Here is a 17,773-nt window from a genome sequence, read left to right on the forward strand (position 1 = left end):
GGTGCTACTCACCCGTTGCGGACGACCCGACCCGTGCGTCGGTGGAGACGTCGCCCAGGTGTGCGCTCACCGCGCCCACCGACGGGTTGGCGAAGAAGCTCTTGAGGGGCAGCTCCACACCGAAACGCTCCGTGATCCGCGCGACGAGGACGGCCGCCAGCAGGGAGTGCCCGCCCAGATCGAAGAAGCTGTCGCCGACCCCCACCCGGTCGACGCCGAGCACCTGCGCGAACAACTCGCACAGGACCTCCTCCTGCGGCGAGGCCGGCGTCCCGTCACCAGCATCCGCCGCCGGAGCGGGTGAGGCCTGCTCCTCGATCTGCCCCGCGAACTCCAGGGTCCCGTCCGGACGCCACCGGACCAGATCGCCGGTCCGGTACATCCGCTCACCCACGCCGAACGGGCATGCGACGAACCGCTCGGCCGTCGCCCCCGGCCGACCCAGGTACCCCCGGGCGAGCGCCGCACCGGCCACGTACAGCTCGCCGTCGGCGCCCGGCGGCACCGGCCGCAACCGGTCATCGAGCACGAACACCCGCGTGTTCCAGATCGGACGCCCCATCGGTACGACGAGACCGCTGTCGTCGCCGGCGCGATGCGCGACACAGCCGACAGTGCACTCCTCCGGTCCGTACTCGCGGTGGATCTCCGCACCGCCGCGCGACCAGTCGTGTGCCAGCGACGACGGAAGGGTCTCACCGGCGACGACCAGCACCATCGACCGTTCGGTCGCCCGATCCTCCTGCCCGGCCATCGCCCGCAGGTCCGAGGGCTTGAGCCGGACCGGCGCCACCGGACCCGCCGCGCCATCGAGGAGTGCGGTCAGCGGCTCACCGCCCTGCGGGATCAGCGCGACCGTGGCCCCGGCCAGCAACGGCACCAGGATCGAGCTGATCTCGGGGCCGGACGACACCGGGGCGGCCACCGGCGCCGTGCTTCCCGCCTCGACGCGATAGGTGGCGGCGGCCCAGGCGCAGTAGTTGACGACGCTCCGGTGGGTGACCGTGACGCCCCTGGGGGTGTCCGTCGGGTCGGCGGGGTAAACCACGTACGCCGGGTGGTCGGGACGCAGCGCGGCGGCCCGCTCGTCGTCGGCGAGGGCGGTCCCCGGCACGCTCGCCAGCGCGGCGCGGGTGGTGGGGTCGTCCAGGATCATGACGGCGGGACCGCCCGCCGTGGGTACGCCGGCGGCGGTGGCCCCGTCGGTGAGCAGGACCGTCGGCCGGGCGTCGGCGAGTACGAGGTCGATCTCCCCGGCGGGCCGGTCCAGATCGACCGGCAGGTACGCGGCGCCGGCCTTGAGCACACCGAGCAGCGCGATGGCCAGCAGCTCACCGCGAGGCAGAGCGACCGCCACCGACTGCTCCGGACCGACCCCGCCGGCGGCTAGGTGCCGGGCGAGCTGGTTGGCGCGGTGGTCGAGCACCGCGTAGGAGAGGCTGCTCGCGCCGGAGAGCACCGCCGTGGCGTCCGGCGTCCGGGCTGCCTGCTGCTCGAACAGCTGCGGCAGGGTGTGCTCGGGCACCGACCGGCCGGTGTCGTTCCACTCGTGCAGGATCCGCTGCCGCTCGGCGTCCGCCAGCAACTCGTACTCGCTGACCGGCCGGGACGGGTCCTCGACGACCTGGCGCAGCAACCGCGCGAGCCGGTCGGCGAGGGCCTCGACCGTCGACTCGTCGAAGAGGTCCTGCGCGTACTCGAAGGTGCCACGGATACCCGCCGACGAGCCGTCGGCGTGGTGCATCGGGCGGACGAAGAGCGACAGGTCGAACTTGGTCGTCTCATGGCCGAACAGCTCAGGCTCGATCCGCAGGCCGGGCAGCTCCCAGCGGCGGGTGACCGCGTTGTCGGAGACGAGCATGACCTGGAACAGCGAGTGCCGGGACACCGAACGGGCCGGGTTGAGGATCTCGACCAGACGCTCGAAGGGCACGTCCGGGTTGGTGTACGCGGCGAGGTCGGTCTCGCGGATGCGGGCCAGCAGCTCGGTGAAGCTCGGGTCGCCGCTCAGGTCGGCGCGCAGCACGAGGGTGTTGACGAAGAATCCGACCAGGTCGTGGACCGCCTCGTCGGAGCGGCCGGCCACCGGCGTGCCGATCGGGATGTCGGTGCCCGCGCCGCAGCGGGACAGCAGGGCCGCCAGCCCCGCGTGGAGCACCATGAACAGCGTCGTCTTGTGCGCGCGCGCCAGCGCCTCCAGGCCGCGGTGCAGCCCGGCGTCCAGGGTGATCCCGATGGCGCCGCCACGGTCGGTCGGTTCGATCGGGCGCGGCCGGTCGTACGGCAGCTTCAGCTCGTCGGGCAGGCCCCGCAGGGCCGAGGTCCAGTAGTCCACCTGGCCGGACAGGAGGTTGCTCGCCTCGACGCTGTCGCCGAGCAGGCCACGCTCCCACATGGTGTAGTCCGCGTACTGGACCGGCAGCTCGGCCCACCCCGGCGCCTGGCCGCCCGCCCGGGCCCGGTACGCCTCGGCCAGATCGCGCATCAGGATCCCCATCGACCATCCGTCACAGGCGATGTGGTGGGTCATCAACAGCAGTACGTGCTCCTCGGGCGCCAGCCGGAACAGCCAGGCCCGGACCGGCAGCTCCGTCGTCAGGTCGAAGACGTGTCGCGTCGCGTCCTCCAGGAGCCCGGGCAGGGTCGCCTGATCCGCCTCCACCACCGTCACGTCCGGCGCCTCTTCGTCGGCGTCGACGATCCGCTGGTAGGGCTGACCGGCCACCACCGGGAAGACCGTGCGCAGCGACTCGTGCCGCCGGACCACGTCCCGCAGCGCCGACTTCAGCGCCGCCGCGTCCAGCCCGCCCTCCAGCCGCCAGGCGAACGGCATGTTGTAGACCGGGCTGGGTCCGTTCAGCCGGGCCAGGAACCACAGTCGCCGCTGCGCGAACGACAGTGGCAGCCGCTCGGGTCGCGAGGTGGGCACCAGTGGGGGCCGGGAGTCGCCGGCCTCGCCCATGGCCCTGGCCAGCTGCGCCACGGTCGGGTTCCAGAACAGCGCGCGGACCGGGACCTCCACGCCGAACACGGCCCGGATGCGGCTGATCAATCGGATGGCCCGCAGGGACTGGCCACCCAGATCGAAGAAGCTCTCCTCGACGCCCACCCGGTCGACGCCCAGCACCTGCGCGAACAGCTCGCACAGGATCTCCTCCCGCGGCGACGCCGGCTCCCGGCCGCGAAGCTGAACAGCGACATCCGGAGTCGGCCGCGGCCTCCGGTCCAGCTCCCCGCCATCGGCGTCGAAGCGATTAGCCATGGTCATCCCCATCCTGGCTGGAACAAGTCGAATCGCGCTGGTCACGCAACGGGTGCAATCGGCTGCCCGCGCGGTTGCGCGCAGCTCTCTGCGAGCGTCGCAGCCGTACGGCGCGTAGCCATCTCCGTTCTTGCGGCACGCCGCGGTGGGCCGGTCCGGCCCGCCGGGCAGCTACGGGGAGTCGCTGCGGGTCGTCCCCCTCCGCACGGGCTCGTCGAGCTGGTCCGGCAGACCGTCCCGACGGACGACACCGCGACGACGAACAGCACCGCCCGGCGGGTGGCTCCCCGCGCGGGACGGTGCTGTCCGCGTCTGGCAGGTCAGGAGTTCAGGGTGCCGTCCGTGCCGAGCCGGGACAGGACCTCGACGGTGGCCTCGGCGGCCCGTGCCGCCTCGCCCTCCTCCAGCACCAGCGGCGGCGCCATGACGACCACCGGGCCGTAGGCCCGGGCGATCACCCCGTGCGCCTGCTGAAGCTCCTTGACCACGCTGCTGGCAACGGGCGGCGGCATCGGCTCGCGGGTCGTGCGGTTGGCCACCAGCTCGATGCCGACCGTCGCACCCGTCACCCGGACCTCACCGACGGCGGGCAGCTCGGCCGCGGGCGCCAGCCCCTGGCGGAGCCACTTGCCGATCAGCAGGGACCGCGGGACCAGCCCCTCCTTCTCGATGATGTCCAGGTTGGCGAGCGCCACGGCGCACCCCACCGGGTGGCCGCAGTAGGTGAAGCCGTGCAGGAAGCCGTCGCCGCCACCGACGACGTCGCCGATCTCGTCGCGCATCAGGGCCGCGCCCAGCGGCGCGTACCCGCTGGTGATGCCCTTGGCGGTGGTGATCACGTCGGGCGCCATGCCGCGCTCGGGTGAGGCGAACCAGCTTCCCGTCCGCCCGTACCCGGTGACGACCTCGTCGGCGATCAGCAGGATGCCGTGCCGGCTCAACACCTCACGTACCCGGGGCCAGTAGTCCGGCGGAGGCTCGACGACACCGCCACCGCCCATCACCGGCTCACCGATCATGGCAGCGACCCGTCCGGGGCCGATCTCCTCGATCGTCTGCTCCAGCTCGCGCACCAGGAAGTCGGTGATCGGTTCGCCGCCGTACATCTCCGGGTGGAACGGGAAGGGGGGCGACACCTTGCGGACGTGCGGCAGGGTCGGTCCCACCCCGTGGTGGACGAAGTCGAAGCCGGTGGCGCTTCCGCCGCCGTACGTCGAGCCGTGGTAGCCCATCTGCCGCGAGATGATCCAGGTACGGTCCGGCTCGCCACGCCGGCTGTGGTAGAGCCGCACCGCCTTGATCGCCATGTCCACCGCCTCCGAGCCACCGGAGGTGTACAGCACCCGGTTGAAGCCCTCCGGCGCGAGCGTGGAGAGGCGCTTGGCGAGCTGGATCGACTGGTCGTTGGAGAACTCGGAGAAGCTGGTGAAGTACGAGAGGCGCCCCACCTGCTCCGCCATCACCTCGCCCAGCTCCACGCGCCCGTGGCCGACCTGCGCCAGCCAGTTGCCGGCGCCGGTCATGTCCAGCAGTTCGTTGCCGCGGGCGTCCCACACGGTGGAGCCCTTACCCCGGACGATGACGCACCGGTCGGTGCTGCCGCCGGACAGGAGCGGGTGGATGAGATGCCGCCGGTCCAGATCCTCCAGTTCGTCCGGCGAGGTGGACAGCGCCGGCGTGGCCTGACTGATCGTCATGAACTATCTCCCTTGTGACGTGGTGGTCCGATGTCGCGACGCCGTTGGCGCGACGCGCTCCCGTCAGCCGCGCGCCGCGGCCGCCGCCGCCCGCGGCAGCGGCGCCATGCCCCGGATCAGATCGGCGGCCTTCTCCGCGATCGCGATCGTCGGCGCGTTGGTGTTGCCGCTGACCAGCGTCGGCATCACCGACGCGTCGACGATCCGCAGGCCCTCGGCGCCGAGCACCCGCAGCTCCGAGTCCGTGACCAGGCCCATCGCGCACGAGCCGGCCGCGTGATAGGAGGTCTGCGTGTTGCGCCGGAGGAAGTCGCGGATGTCGGCGTCCGACTCGGACGCCGGCACACTCAGCGGTCGCTCGGTGAACGGGCCGAGCGCCGAGCGTCGGGCGATGCTCAACGCGACCCGCACGCCCACCACGGCGGCCTCAAGGTCGGCGTCGTCGGCGTAGTAGTTGTGCGTGATCCGCGGCTTGGCCGTCGGGTCGTCACCGGCGAGCGTCACGCTGCCGCGACTGCGGGGCTGCAACACGAACGCCCCGAACGAGATGGCGTGCTGGTTGGGGAAGCCGAGGCCACCGTCCGCGAACATCACCGGCAGCGAGACGAACTGGAGGTCGGGCGTCGGCAGATCGTGGCGTGAACGGATGAAGCCGCCCGCCTCGGGCCCGTTGGAGGTCAGCGGGCCGGACTGCTGCTCGGCGAACTGCCGTTGGTGGCGCTCCTCGCCCGCGGCGAGCAGGCTCACCGGCTGGGAGTGCCCGTAGACCAGCCAGAACTGCGGATGGTCCTGCAGGTTCTGGCCGACCTGCGGCTGGTCGGCCACGACCGGGATGCCCAGCGCGGTGAGCAGGTCGGCCGGCCCGATGCCGGACAGCATCAGCAGTTGCGGCGAGTTGTACGCGCCGGCGGCGAGGATGACCTCACGCTCGGCCCTGATCGTGAACTCGCCGTCGGCCCGCTGACCGGCGACGCCGGTGGCCCGGCCGTCCTCCATGACGACGCGGTGCACCTGGACGCCGGTCTCGATGGTGAGGTTCGGGCGTTCGGCCGCCGGATGCAGGTAGGCGGCGGCGCTGCTGCACCGCATGCCGTTTCGCTGCGTCACCTGGAAATACCCGAAGCCGTCCTGATCCGGGCCGTTGAAGTCGTCGTTGGCCGAGTAACCGGCCTCGATGGCGGCGGCGATGAACGCGTCGGACATCGGATTCCGGGAACGGTTCTCGCTGACCGCGAGCGGCCCACCGGAGCCGTGATATCCGGAGGCGCCGCGTTCGTTGTCCTCGGCCCGGACGAAGTAGGGAAGAAGCTCGTCGTAACTCCAGCCGGGCTGGCCCCAGGAGTCGTAGTCCAGCCGATTTCCGCGGACGTAGATCATGCCGTTCATGGAGCTCGTGCCGCCCAGCACCCGGCCCCGCGGGAGGTAGATCCTGCGGTCGGCGCAGTACGGCTCGCCGTGGCTGTCGTAATCCCAGTCGACCTGCGTCCGGAAGAGCTTGGCTCCCCCGGCGGGCACGTGGATGTTCGGGGATGTGTCCGCCGGCCCGGCTTCGAGCAGGCAGACCTTCACGTCCGGGTCCTCGCTGAGTCGCGCCGCGAGAACGCATCCGGCCGAGCCGCCGCCGACAATGACGTAGTCGTACAATCCGTCTACCCCCTTGAATTCGTCGCGGGATGAGCCGATGTCTGCGACATCGGCCACTCACGCTCCAACCAGAAGCCAGAACAATCCTGTTCGGCCGGGCCGGGGGCCACATCTTCGCGGTTGCCCACTCGCGCCGGGAGCGCCCCGACACCCGGGCTCGTGGACGGTTTCGGGTCGAGCCGCACGTTCGGAGAATCGCCCCTCGTGTCACCGAACTTATTGTCAGACCGGCGTTTGACATCGGTGACTGGAGGCGAATGTGGAGAACCAGCGTTCCGCGGTCGCGCCCTCCATTCCCCTCGTGCGGGACCGCCTGCGGACCGAGGTCACGGATGCCGCCGCGCGCCTGGCCGAGCTGCTGTCGACGTTGCCCGCTCCCGCCGACCGCGACCCGTACCAGCGGAGCCGGGCCGCCGCCGCACACGGACGTGCCCGGGCCGCGCGGCGTCGACTCCTGGGCGCGCAGGCGCACCAGCTCGGTCGGGAGATCGTCGGGCAGGGCCGGCATCGACGGTCGCTTACCGACATGTCGTACCGGCTGGCCGACATCGTTCCCGGCCTGACCCCGAGCCGGGCGGAGATGCGGCGGGAGCGGGGCCTGCGGCAGGCCGCCAAGGAGGGTCTCGAGATCGACCAGGGCATCGCGTACGCCGCGCTGCTCAGGTCCTCCGCCGGCGGCGCCCTCCTGCGCTCACAGCGGCTGCCCACGGACGAAGCCCGTGCGCGGCTGCCCGAGTTCCAGCGGACCGGCGTGGTCGAGATGCCCGTGGTGTCGCTGCGCCGCACGGACGGGGTGGCCGAGATAACCGTCGCCAACCAGCGCTACCTCAACGCGGAGGACGAGGCCCTCGGGCAGCAGCTGGAGATCGCCGTGGACCTGGCTCTGCTGGATCCGGGCGTCCGCGTCGGCGTCGTGCGGGGCGCGGTCATGCGGCACCCGAGGTACGCCGGTCGTCGGGTCTTCAGCTCGGGCATCAACCTGACACTCCTGTGCACCGGACAGATCCCCTTTCTGGGCTTCGTCATGCAGCGCGAGATCGGCTACCTGAGCAAGATCCAACGAGGTCTGTGGGATCCCCGGCAGCAGGCGGACCCGGCGGCTCGGGGCGGCAAGCCGTGGATCGCGGTCGTCGACGGGTTCGCCATCGGCGGTGGCATGCAGCTGATGCTGACGTTCGACTACGTGATCAGCCCGGACACCGCCTACTTCACGCTGCCGGCGGCGCGCGAGGGCATCGTGCCCGGCGCGGCCAACCTCCGGCTCAGCCGCATCCTCGGCCCCAGGCTGGCCCGGCAGGTGCTCCTGGGTGGTCGACGGATCGAGGCCCGCGATCCGGTAGCGGCCCTGCTCTGCGACGCCGTCGTGGCGGAGGACGCGGTCGAGGACGCGATCGACCAGGCGGTGCGCGCCATGGACAACCCGGCCGTCCTCGCCAATCGGCACATGATCACCGCCTTCGAGGAGCCCGATGATCACTTCCGCGGCTACCTCGCCGAGTTCGCCGAGGTCCAGGTACAGCGGTTGTACAGCCAGGACGTCCTGCACCGGTTGGAGCAGCAGTGGATGCAACGGCAACACTGACCACCGGCGCGCACCTGCACGCCGACGACCTCCATCGCAGCGTGTCGAGCCGGCAGGTCGCCGCCATGACCATGCTCAACGAGATCGTGGCCGAGTTCCCCGACGCGATCTCGTTCGCGCCGGGCGCCCCCTACGAGCCGTTCTTCGCGGACATCGCGGTCGGTCCGCTGCTGGACACCTACGTCGAGGCCCGCAGGGCCGCCGGCCTCAGCGAGGAGGCGGTACGCCGACAGCTGTTCCAGTACGGCCCGAGCAAGGGGATCATCAACGATCTGGTTGCCGCCGCGCTGCGGGCCGACGAGGGCATCGACGTCCCGCCTGACGCGATCGTCATGACGGTCGGCTGCCAGGAGGCGCTGTTCCTCACCCTGCGCGTCCTGCATCCGCCGGGCGCCAGTCTGGCGGTCACCGATCCGTCGTACGTCGGCGTGGTCGCGGCGGCCGACGCCCTCGACATAGCGGTCCACCCGGTGCCCGATGACGGCTCCGGCCCGGACCTGGCGGCCCTGCGGGCGACGTGGGAGCGGGAGAGGGCGGCGGGGCGTCGCCTCCGCGCGCTGTACGTCTCCCCCGATTTCGCCAACCCGTCGGGAATCCGGCTTCCGCTCGCCGCCCGACAGCGCCTGCTGGAGACGGCCTCGGCGCTCGATCTCATCCTGATCGAGGACAACCCGTACGCGTTCACGGCCGCCTCGGACGACCGGCTGCCCAGCCTCAAGGCGCTCGACCGGACGGGGCGGGTGGTGCACACCGGCACCTTCGCGAAGGTCGCGGTGCCGGGTGCCCGGGTCGGTTACGTCGTGGCCGACCAGTGGGTCACGTCGCGTTCCGGCCCGCCGACGCGACTCGCCACCATGATCGCCGCCGCCAAGAACGCGGTCACCCTGAACACGTCCCCGCTGGCCCAGGCCCTGATCGGCGGGCTCCTCCTCCAGCACGAGGGCTCCATCGCCGCGCTCGGGCGACGTAAGGCGGCGCACCTGCGCGGCAACCGGGCCGTCCTGCTCGAACGGCTCGTCCACCACTTCGGCGAGCCCGGTCAGCCGGGCCCCGGGGTTCGCTGGTGGGCGCCCGAGGGCGGCTACTTCGTCCAGGTCGAGCTTCCGGTCGAGGCCGACGACGCGCTGCTGCGGCACTCCGCCCAGACGTTCGGCGTGCTCTGGACGCCGATGCGCGGCTTCCACCTCGACGGCGGAGGCGAGCGCCGGATCCGGTTGTCGTGTTCCTCGCTGGAGCACGAGGAGATCGTCGAGGGCACCGCCCGGCTCGCCGACTTTGTCAACGCGTTGTAGCGAACCCACCGTACGGACCCGGCGGCGCCCGCCGGCGGCGTTGGCGACCGGTGCGCATGCCAAGGAGGAGCAGTGAGCGACGACCTCTCGTCATCCAAGCGGCGGCCGACAGCCGACCAGCTCGCGTGGTACCTGGCCGAGCAGACGGCGTTCTGGGCCGGTGGCCTGCACCACAGCCGGGCGGTGCTGGTCGAGGACGACGTGGTCCCTCCCGCGGTGGCCGCCGCGTGCACGGATCTCCAGCGCCGCCACCCGATGCTGAGGCGGCACTTCCAGGACGTCGACGGGGAGCCGCTGCTGGTTCCGGGCGACGGCTGTCCGGTGGAGTTCGCCGTCGCTGTACCTCGACCGTTGGCCACCGCGCTGGCGGTGGCCGCGGCCGACGCGAGCCGTCCCTTCGATCTGGACGGACGACCGGCGATCAGGGTGGTCGTCTATCCGGTGGAGGGTGGCAGCACCCTCGTGGTGCTGACCATCCACGCCGTGCTGGGCGGCCGGTCCGTGGCGTCGCGCCTGCTCGACGAGCTGGGTGAGCGCTACCGGTCCACGGTCACCGGTCCGCCCTGGCCGTCGGCCGACACGGTGGCGATCGAGCGGGACGACCGGGGCACCGCGCTCGACAGCGCCCCCGGCGCGCCGACGGTGGCAGCGCAGCCGATCACGTGGCCCACCAGCCGCGGCCGTGGGCGCAGCGACGGTCGGTCGATCATGACGGCCTGGTCGCTGGACGAGAGCCACACCGCGCTCGCGCGACAGTTCGCCGACCGCGCGGGCGTCTCCCTGGCCACGGTCCTGCGGTGCGCCCTGCGCGTCCTGCTCCTGCGCGAGACCGGCGAGCGGGACATCCCGATCGGCTCACCGCGGCCCGGCGGAACCGGCGACCCCGACGTCGTACCCGAGGGCATCCAGGTCCTGCACCACGTCCTCGACCCGAGCACCTCGGTCGTCGACACGGTCCGGGCCGAGCACGCCGCCGCGACGCGGCCGCTCGACCATCCCGACGTGCTGGGCGCGCTGCTGTCGCGGCCGTTGCGGTCCGAGCGGCCCGCCGGGGCCGACGTCCAGGTCGGCTTCCGGTACGACACCGCGGACGGGCCGCGCACGAGCTGGGCCGGCATGGCGACGCGCGACATCGATCTTCCGGTGGCGCACTCACCCTACGAGCTGGAGTTCGACGTGACAGTCGACGGCCCTCGGGTCGTCGGCGCGTGGCGCGGCGCGGTCGGGCTGTTCGACGAGCACACCCTGGAACGGATGGGACGCAGCTACACGACCCTGCTGCACGGGCTCGTGCGGTGTCCCGCCGCGCCGATCGGTGACCTGGACGTGATCCATCCGACCGACCGGGCGCGGCTTGCCGAGTGGGAGGCGCCGACCCCGGGCGTGAGCGGTACGGACACGCTCGTCCACCTGGTGGACCGGTGGATCCGCGGCACGCCCGAGCGGCCGGCGGTGGTGATGGCCGACACCGTCCACAGCTACCGGGACCTGGACGATGCGGCCAGCCGGGTGACGGCCGCGCTGCACGCCCTGCGCCTCCCGCCCGAGTCACCCGTCGGCATTCTCGTGGCCCGCCGTGTGGAGCTGCCCGCGCTCCTGCTCGGAGTCGCCCGTGCCGGCCTGGCCGCCGTACCCATGGATCCGGATCATCCCGCTGAGCGCCTGTCGTACATCGTCAGTGACAGCCGGTGCGGCGCGGTGGTCACCGACGGCGCCCTGCCTGACGATCGGGTGGCGGCCCTCGGCGCGCCTGTGGTGTCGCTGTCCGACCTGCTGGCGGCCGACCCGGCGCCGACCGACCGGGGCCCGCACCCCGACGCGCTGGCGTACGTGCTGTACACGTCCGGGTCCACCGGCCGTCCCAAGGGTGTCGCGGTGACCCACCGCGGCCTGGCCAACTGTCTGGTGGCCACCCGGGAGCTGCTGGGATTCCGGCCGGACCAGTCGCTGCTCGCCGTCACCACGATCTCCTTCGACATCGCGATGCTGGAGACCTTCCTCGCGCTGGTCAGCGGCGGACGGACGATCCTGGCGACCAGCGCCCAGGCGCGCAACGGTGTGGAGTTGCAGGCCGCCCTGCGCCGGTACCGGCCCGATGTCATGCAGGCCACGCCGATGACCTGGCGCATCCTGTTCGCGACGGGCTGGCCCGGGGACCCCCAGCTGATCGTGTCGTGCGGTGGCGACGTCGTCCCGCCCGAACTGGCCAGCCGCCTGGTCGCGTGCACGAAGGAGTTCTGGCACACCTACGGGCCCACGGAGGCCTCGATGTACGCGGTGTGTGAACGACTGCCACGCGGGCCGCAGACGTCGATCGTGCCGGTCGGCCGTCCGCTGCCCGGCGTATGGCTGCGGATCCTCGACGACGCGGGCTCACCCGTGCCGCCGGGTGTCATTGGCGAGCTGTACATCGGTGGTGTCGGTGTGGCGCGAGGTTACGTCGGCGCGCCCGGGCAGACCGCTGAACGTTTCGTGCCCGACCCGACCAGCCCGGGCCGCCGGCTCTACCGCACGGGTGACCTGGCACGGTGGCGCGCCGACGGCCGGTTGGAACTCCGGGGACGCAACGATCGTCAGGTCAAGATCCGCGGCCACCGGATCGAACCGGACGAGATCGAGAGCGTCCTCAACGGCCACCCGGACATCGCGGTCGCCGCGATCGTGGTGGCCGGCAAGGACCGCGAGAGCAGGAGCATCGTGGCGTTCCTCCAGCCACGACAGGCAGGCGCCGGTCAGGACCTGGTGACCCGGGTCGCGGCGCACGCCCGCGAGGTGTTGCCGGCGTACATGGTGCCGGCCTCGTACGCGCTGCTTCGCGCGATGCCCCTGACCGCCACCGGCAAGATCGATCGGGTCGCGCTGGCCCGGATCAGGCCCCCGCGACAGAACGGCGCCGAGGACGACCCACAGACCCGCTGGGTGTACGACGCATGGCGTACCGTCGCCGGCACCGAGCGCCCCGACGAGGCGCAGCTCGCCGGAGACCTGCGGCTCGCCTGGAAACTGCGCACCCACGTACGGCGCGAGCTGGGCGTCCAGCTTCGCCTGGACGACATCGTGACGGCGTCGACCGCCGCCGGTCAGGCACAGCGGATCCGACAGGACCAGCTCGCCGCGGGCGGCCCGCCCCTGCGCTGGTCCGGCCGTACCGATCGGACGCCGCTGGTGCTCCTCCAAGGGGATGCCACCTGGCCGGCGCAGGCGGTGGCGGAGTTCGAGCGCTGGTTCCGGGTGGCGATCCTCGACGTCTCCGACGGGCACGGCCGGGACGTGCCGGCGCGGCTGGCCACGCTCGACGCCCCCGGCGGCGCGGTGCTGGTGGCCCGCGGTGACCTGGTGACAGGCGCGGCCGAGTTCGCCCACGACCTGCGCGAGCGCATCGGCGTCGGGCCGAAGGTGCTGGCGGTCGAACCACCCGCGCCCGGACATGGGCAAAAGCGCGCTCCACAGTGGGTGGCGAGCCGCGACCACCAACTCCTGCGCGCGTGGCGGGCGACGGCAGAGGACGCCGACCTCGTACTGCTCGCGGTGGATGACGACGCGGCGGTCGACTGGCCGCTGCTGGCGTCCGTCGTCGCCGCGATGGGCTGACCTCCGGCGGTTCGGACGGCGCCGGCCGACCGCCGCGCCGCCGCGCGGGCGGGCGGCCGGGGCACGGCAACGGTGAAGTGGTTGAGCGTCGCGCGACGGGGCGACGGTGGTACTCGTGGAAACGACCAGTCGTCCGCGCAGAGGACGGTCAAGGCGGGAGATCTGACGTGTCATTGGTTTTCGACTACGGCGCCGACCGGGACGGCAAGACGCCGTTCACTCCGCCGTCCCAGTACGAGGAACTCCGCAACAAGTGCCCCGTGAGCCAGATCTCCATGTGGGACGGCAGCAAGGCCTGGTTCGTCACCCGGCAGAAGGACGTCCGGGCCGTCTTCGCCAGTGAGGCGATGAGCGCCGACAGCCGTACGCCCGGCTTCCCGCTGGTGTCCCCCGGCTCGGAGAGCCTGGTCGAGGACAACCCCACGTTCGCCCGGATGGACGCTCCCGAGCATCCCCGGCAGCGCGCCATGGTCAACGCCGAGTTCACCCACAAGCGGGCGAACGAGCTACGACCGCAGATCCAGCAGATCGTCGACGATCTGCTGGACCAGATGATGGCGAAGCCCGGGCCGGCCGATCTGGTCACGGAGTTCGCCGTGCAGGTGCCGGCGCGGGTGATCTGCCTGATCCTCGGTATCCCGCACGAGTACCGCGACTACTTCCAGAGTCTCACCCACACCATCTGCGACCACTACTCGGGTGAGGAGGCGATCAGGGACGCGAACGAGAAGCTGACCCGGTTCCTCGCCGACGTGATCGAGCGCAAGGACCGGGAGCCCGCTGACGACCTGCTGAGCCGCCTCGTGGTGGAACGCGAGCGTACCGGCGAACTTCGCAGGATCGACATCATCTCGATGGCCCGGGTGATGCTCACCGCCGGGTTCGAGACGAGCGGCAGCGCGATCGCGCTCGGCATGGCCGCGCTGTTCCTGCACCCCTCGGAGATGGCGGCGCTGCGCGAGGACCCGAGCCTGATGCCGGGCGCGGTCGACGAGCTGCTGCGCTTCACGACTATCAACCACACAGGCATACCGCGGGCCGCCCTCGCCGACACCGAGATCGGCGGGCAGCAGATCAAGGCCGGCGACGGCGTGTTGGCGTACCTGCCCTCGGCGAACTTCGACCCCGAGTTCTTCGACGATCCCGAAACGCTGAACGTACGCAGGAAGAACCGCGGCCACGTGGCGTTCGGGTACGGGCCGCACCGGTGCCTCGGGCAGCACATCGCGCGGGTCGAGCTGGAAGTGGCCTTCGAGACGCTGCTGCGCAGGATGCCGAACCTGCGACCCGCCGTCGATCCCCAGGAGATCCGCTTCCGGCGGCCGACGTCCTCCTTCGGCGTGTACGAGCTTCCCGTGAGCTGGTAGTCACCCCGTCAGCGCGATCGTCAGCAGCCGGAGATGGATGGTCAATGACCGCGAACACGGACACCGCAGAACTCGACCTTCCCGCCCCGCCCGAACCCGGCCTCACCGCGGACCAGGTGGTGGCGAGAGCGGAGGCGATGATCCCCGAGCTCATCGAACGCCAGGCCGAGGCGGAGGAACGCGGCTTCTACGCCGAGGACATCCACGAACGCTTCGCGCGCAACGGCTTCTACCGGATCCTGGTGCCCCGCCGCTACGGCGGGTACGAGTTCGGGATCGAGACGTTCCTGCGGGTGTCCATGACCCTGGTGCGCGGCTGCTCGTCGACCGGCTGGATGTACAGCCTCGGGGCCGCGCACGCGCTGATGGCCGCCACGTTGTTCGACGAGCGGGCGCAGGCGGAGATCTTCGGTGGCGGCGACTTCATCTGTCCCAGCACCTCCGTCCCCAGCGGGTCCGCGGTACCCGCTGAGGGCGGGGGCTGGACGGTCGACGGCACCTGGTCGTACTCCTCCGGCGCGCCCTACGCCACCCACTTCATGGGCCATGCGCTGATGCCGGCGCGGGAGGGGCACCCGCCGGCGCCGCTGCTGTTCGTCGCGCCGCGCAGCCAGTGGGTGCGGCTGGACGACTGGGGCCAGCAACTGGGCCTGCGGGGCAGCGGCTCGCACAGCATCAGGATGGAGAACGGGCACATCCCGGACCACCTGGCGCAGCCCGGTGTGCAGATCGCCGAGTACGACGCGACGTCCGGCACGCCGGGGCGGACGCTGCACGGCAACCCGGAGTACGGTGGCGCGCTGCTCACCTTCATCAACTTCATCAACTGCTCCATGGCGGTCGGCATGGCCCGGGGAGCGCTCGACGCGTACGAGGATCTGCTTCGCGTCCGGACGACTCTGGTACCGCCGATGGTCCCCCGCTACCAGGACCCGGACTACCAGCTCTGGTACGGCGACGCCGTCGGGATGATCGGCACCGCCGAGGCCGCACTGCTGAACGCGGTCCAGCAGTGGCATGACGCGACCGTCCGAGGGCCGGCGGCGGTGACCAGGGAGGTGGACCTGCGCCTCTCGGCCATCTGCCGGCACGTGGCCAAACTGTGCTGGGATGCGGTGGGCGGCTACATCATGCCGACGGCCGGTTCGAGTGCGGTCCGGCACGGTGAGCGCCTGGAGCGGGTGTGGCGGGATATGTCCACGCTGCGTACCCACGCTGGTCTCTCGGTCCTGCTGCCCACGATCGCCATGCGCCAACTCGCCAGGACGCTTGTGCACTGACCACCGGCGCCGTGGGCGCCCTGGACCCCGTTGCCGGTCACCCACCGGCGACGGGGTCCTCGTGTGTCGGCCTTCGCCACCAGCGCGCGACGTCCCCGTTTTCCCGCGTGACCGCCCAGGGCGTGAGACGGCACCGCCCGGCGGGGACTTCCCCGCCGGGCGGTGATCTCACAGTCGGGCCGGTACGGCCCCGATCGTCTCATCCGTCACGACGCCGCCAGCTCGAGCCGATCGGGCCCGTCGCTGATGATGTCGAGGAAGCACTGCTGGATGCGGTCGGCGAGCTCGGCGTCGTGCATGTCGGTCCGCACCTGGAAGACGATTTCCAGGCCCTCGGGGACCGGCGCCACGATGAGCATGACGGCGAAGAAGCTCATGCCGGCGAGCCCGGCGCCCTCGTTCAGGAACGACCCGGAGACGCCGCCCAGGCTGATGCTGGGCGTCGAGGTGTAGTTCAGCGCCACCATCCGGTCCATGTGAATCAGACCCTCCGGGCCGCCGAGCACAGCTCCCATCTCCTTCGGTACGACGAGAACGTCCCGCGCGGCCATCGCCCGCTGGTACGTCTCGCGCATTCGCGCCAGGATGTGCGGACCGGAGTGGGACGGTCCGTTCGGCCGCAGCAGAATGTTGCCGACCCGGTTGGTGACGGTTCCGTCGATCACCTCACCGGAGTTGTTCGCGATCGGGACCATGACCGCGAAGTCCGGCAACCCACCCGCGCGGACCAGGGTCTCCACGTAGACGGCCGCGATACCCACCGAGGGCGGCATCCCCTTGGCCCGGGCGTAGTCGTTCCAGCTCTGCAGCTGCGACTGCGGCACCAGGAAGCTGCGCAGCGCGGCCGGACCCGGCGCCGAATATCGCGAGCCCTCCGGCATCGGTGGCTTCTCGGTCGATCCGTCGCTGCGTCCGGGCAGCTCACAGGCCGGGAGGTCGCGGAGCTCGTCGCGCCAGTACTGCCGCTGCGCCTCGATGTTCGCCGACGCGAGCTGGTGTCGGAAGTCGCAGGCCATCTCGGCGAGCGACGCTGTACGGATCGGCCACTGCGGCTCCTTGCCGGCCACCCGCGCCGCGTACGCGACCGACAGCTCGGTGGTCACGATCTCCGCGGAACGGCCGTCGAACCCCGCGTGGTCCACGGCGAGCCCGAACAGGAGGCGTCCGCTCTGCCCGCTGCGGACGAGCACACACCGCCACACCCTGCCCTCGTCGACCCGCAGGGGCACCCAGAGCGCGCGCCGGAGCGTCTCGGCGGCGGCCTTGTCGGTGTCCTCCTCGCCCAGTCGCTGGAACTCGACCTGTCCCGGGTCGGCCGGTACCTCGGCCAGGCCGAGCTCCGGCCCGCTGAGGTACCGGGCGTGCAGCGCCTGGTGCCGGCGATGGACGTCGTTCGCCGCGCGTTCCAGAGCCACGTCGTCGATCTCGCCGTCGAACCACCAGGCCAGCTCGACCGTGATCTTCTGCGGGACCGTCTCGGCCTGCATCGGCGTGATCGCCACGAGTTCGTCACCCTCGCCGCCGGAGGGCTTGGCGGGGCGGCCCTGCTCGTTTCCCGCCTTGGCCCGGGCTTCGTCGATCCAGGCGGCGAGCTGGGCGACCGTGGGGGTCCGGAAGATCTGGGTGAACCTGACCCGCACGCCGGTGATCTGCTCCAGCCGGGCACAGGCAACAGTCACCCACACCGAGTCGAGTCCGAGGTCGAAGACGGAAGCCGTGCGCGGCAAGCCGGGAACGTCGAGCATCTCGGCGAAGATGCGCTCGACCATGACCTCCGTCTCGCCTTGTGGGCTCTCGTCGGCGCCGATATCGGGCGACGGAGCGGTGGGGGAGGTCTCCAGGGCCTCTTGCTGCGTCATTTCCACTCCTCGGAGGGGATGGGAAGGGCTGGCAAACAGGATTGGCCAGAAGCTGAGGATTGCCCGGACTTCTTCGGGATCGCACCTCACGGGTTGCTCCCCGCCGCCGCTCCTGTCGGCCACCGAACGGGTCGGCGCAACAGCCGAGAGGCATCCGCGAGGCCCCGGTGCCACGGTGGATTCCGCGAAGGACATTCCG

At 71.6% G+C, this 17,773-nt stretch carries 9 protein-coding genes; 5 read left to right on the forward strand and 4 right to left on the reverse strand.

Annotated elements, in window-relative coordinates:
* Positions 1-4: 4 nt before the first annotated feature.
* The 3 genes from FHG89_RS16295 to FHG89_RS16305 form a co-directional block, all read right to left on the reverse strand.
* Positions 5-3,268 (reverse strand): condensation domain-containing protein, encoded by a 3,264-nt coding sequence (locus tag FHG89_RS16295; protein WP_167517445.1) that lies wholly within the window; start codon positions 3,266-3,268, stop codon positions 5-7.
* Positions 3,269-3,582: 314 nt separating this feature from the next.
* Positions 3,583-4,959 carry an aminotransferase family protein gene (locus FHG89_RS16300; protein WP_139585239.1) on the reverse strand — a complete coding sequence of 459 codons (1,377 nt, stop codon included), beginning with the start codon at positions 4,957-4,959 and terminating at the stop codon, positions 3,583-3,585.
* A 63-nt stretch (positions 4,960-5,022) separates the two neighbouring features.
* A complete protein-coding gene (locus tag FHG89_RS16305; RefSeq protein WP_139585303.1) occupies positions 5,023-6,603 on the reverse strand; it encodes a GMC family oxidoreductase in 1,581 nt (526 codons plus the stop codon).
* Positions 6,604-6,904: 301 nt separating this feature from the next.
* Between FHG89_RS16305 and FHG89_RS16310 the strand changes: the two genes are divergently transcribed.
* The 5 genes from FHG89_RS16310 (at position 6,905) to FHG89_RS16330 (ending at position 15,715) form a co-directional block, all read left to right on the forward strand.
* Complete coding sequence (locus FHG89_RS16310) at positions 6,905-8,185, forward strand: enoyl-CoA hydratase/isomerase family protein (protein ID WP_208760994.1); 1,281 nt, start codon at positions 6,905-6,907, stop codon at positions 8,183-8,185.
* On the forward strand, positions 8,164-9,477 hold the full coding sequence (locus tag FHG89_RS16315) for an aminotransferase-like domain-containing protein (RefSeq protein WP_244295514.1): 1,314 nt from the start codon (positions 8,164-8,166) through the stop codon (positions 9,475-9,477). The genes FHG89_RS16310 and FHG89_RS16315 overlap by 22 nt, the downstream gene beginning before the upstream one ends.
* A 72-nt stretch (positions 9,478-9,549) precedes the next feature.
* On the forward strand, positions 9,550-13,068 hold the full coding sequence (locus tag FHG89_RS16320; protein ID WP_139585241.1) for a non-ribosomal peptide synthetase: 3,519 nt from the start codon (positions 9,550-9,552) through the stop codon (positions 13,066-13,068).
* Between the two features lie 167 nt (positions 13,069-13,235).
* On the forward strand, positions 13,236-14,435 hold the full coding sequence (locus FHG89_RS16325) for a cytochrome P450 (RefSeq protein ID WP_139585242.1): 1,200 nt from the start codon (positions 13,236-13,238) through the stop codon (positions 14,433-14,435).
* A 44-nt stretch (positions 14,436-14,479) separates the two neighbouring features.
* Complete coding sequence (locus FHG89_RS16330; protein WP_139585243.1) at positions 14,480-15,715, forward strand: acyl-CoA dehydrogenase family protein; 1,236 nt, start codon at positions 14,480-14,482, stop codon at positions 15,713-15,715.
* Between the two features lie 206 nt (positions 15,716-15,921).
* Here the strand turns inward: FHG89_RS16330 and FHG89_RS16335 are convergent, their stop codons facing one another.
* Positions 15,922-17,574, reverse strand: coding sequence for a condensation domain-containing protein (locus FHG89_RS16335; protein WP_167517446.1), 1,653 nt, complete (start codon positions 17,572-17,574; stop codon positions 15,922-15,924).
* Positions 17,575-17,773: the final 199 nt, after the last annotated feature.

The organism is Micromonospora orduensis (assembly GCF_006228125.1).
GTDB lineage: Bacteria > Actinomycetota > Actinomycetes > Mycobacteriales > Micromonosporaceae > Micromonospora > Micromonospora orduensis.

What these genes read in the sequence shown, in the direction of transcription:
- FHG89_RS16295 (WP_167517445.1), bottom strand. Translation starts at nt 3,268, where the DNA reads ATGACCATGGCTAATCGCTTCGACGCCGATGGCGGGGAGCTGGACCGG.
- FHG89_RS16300 (WP_139585239.1), bottom strand. Translation starts at nt 4,959, where the DNA reads ATGACGATCAGTCAGGCCACGCCGGCGCTGTCCACCTCGCCGGACGAA.
- FHG89_RS16330 (WP_139585243.1), top strand. Translation starts at nt 14,480, where the DNA reads ATGACCGCGAACACGGACACCGCAGAACTCGACCTTCCCGCCCCGCCC.
- FHG89_RS16335 (WP_167517446.1), bottom strand. Translation starts at nt 17,574, where the DNA reads ATGACGCAGCAAGAGGCCCTGGAGACCTCCCCCACCGCTCCGTCGCCC.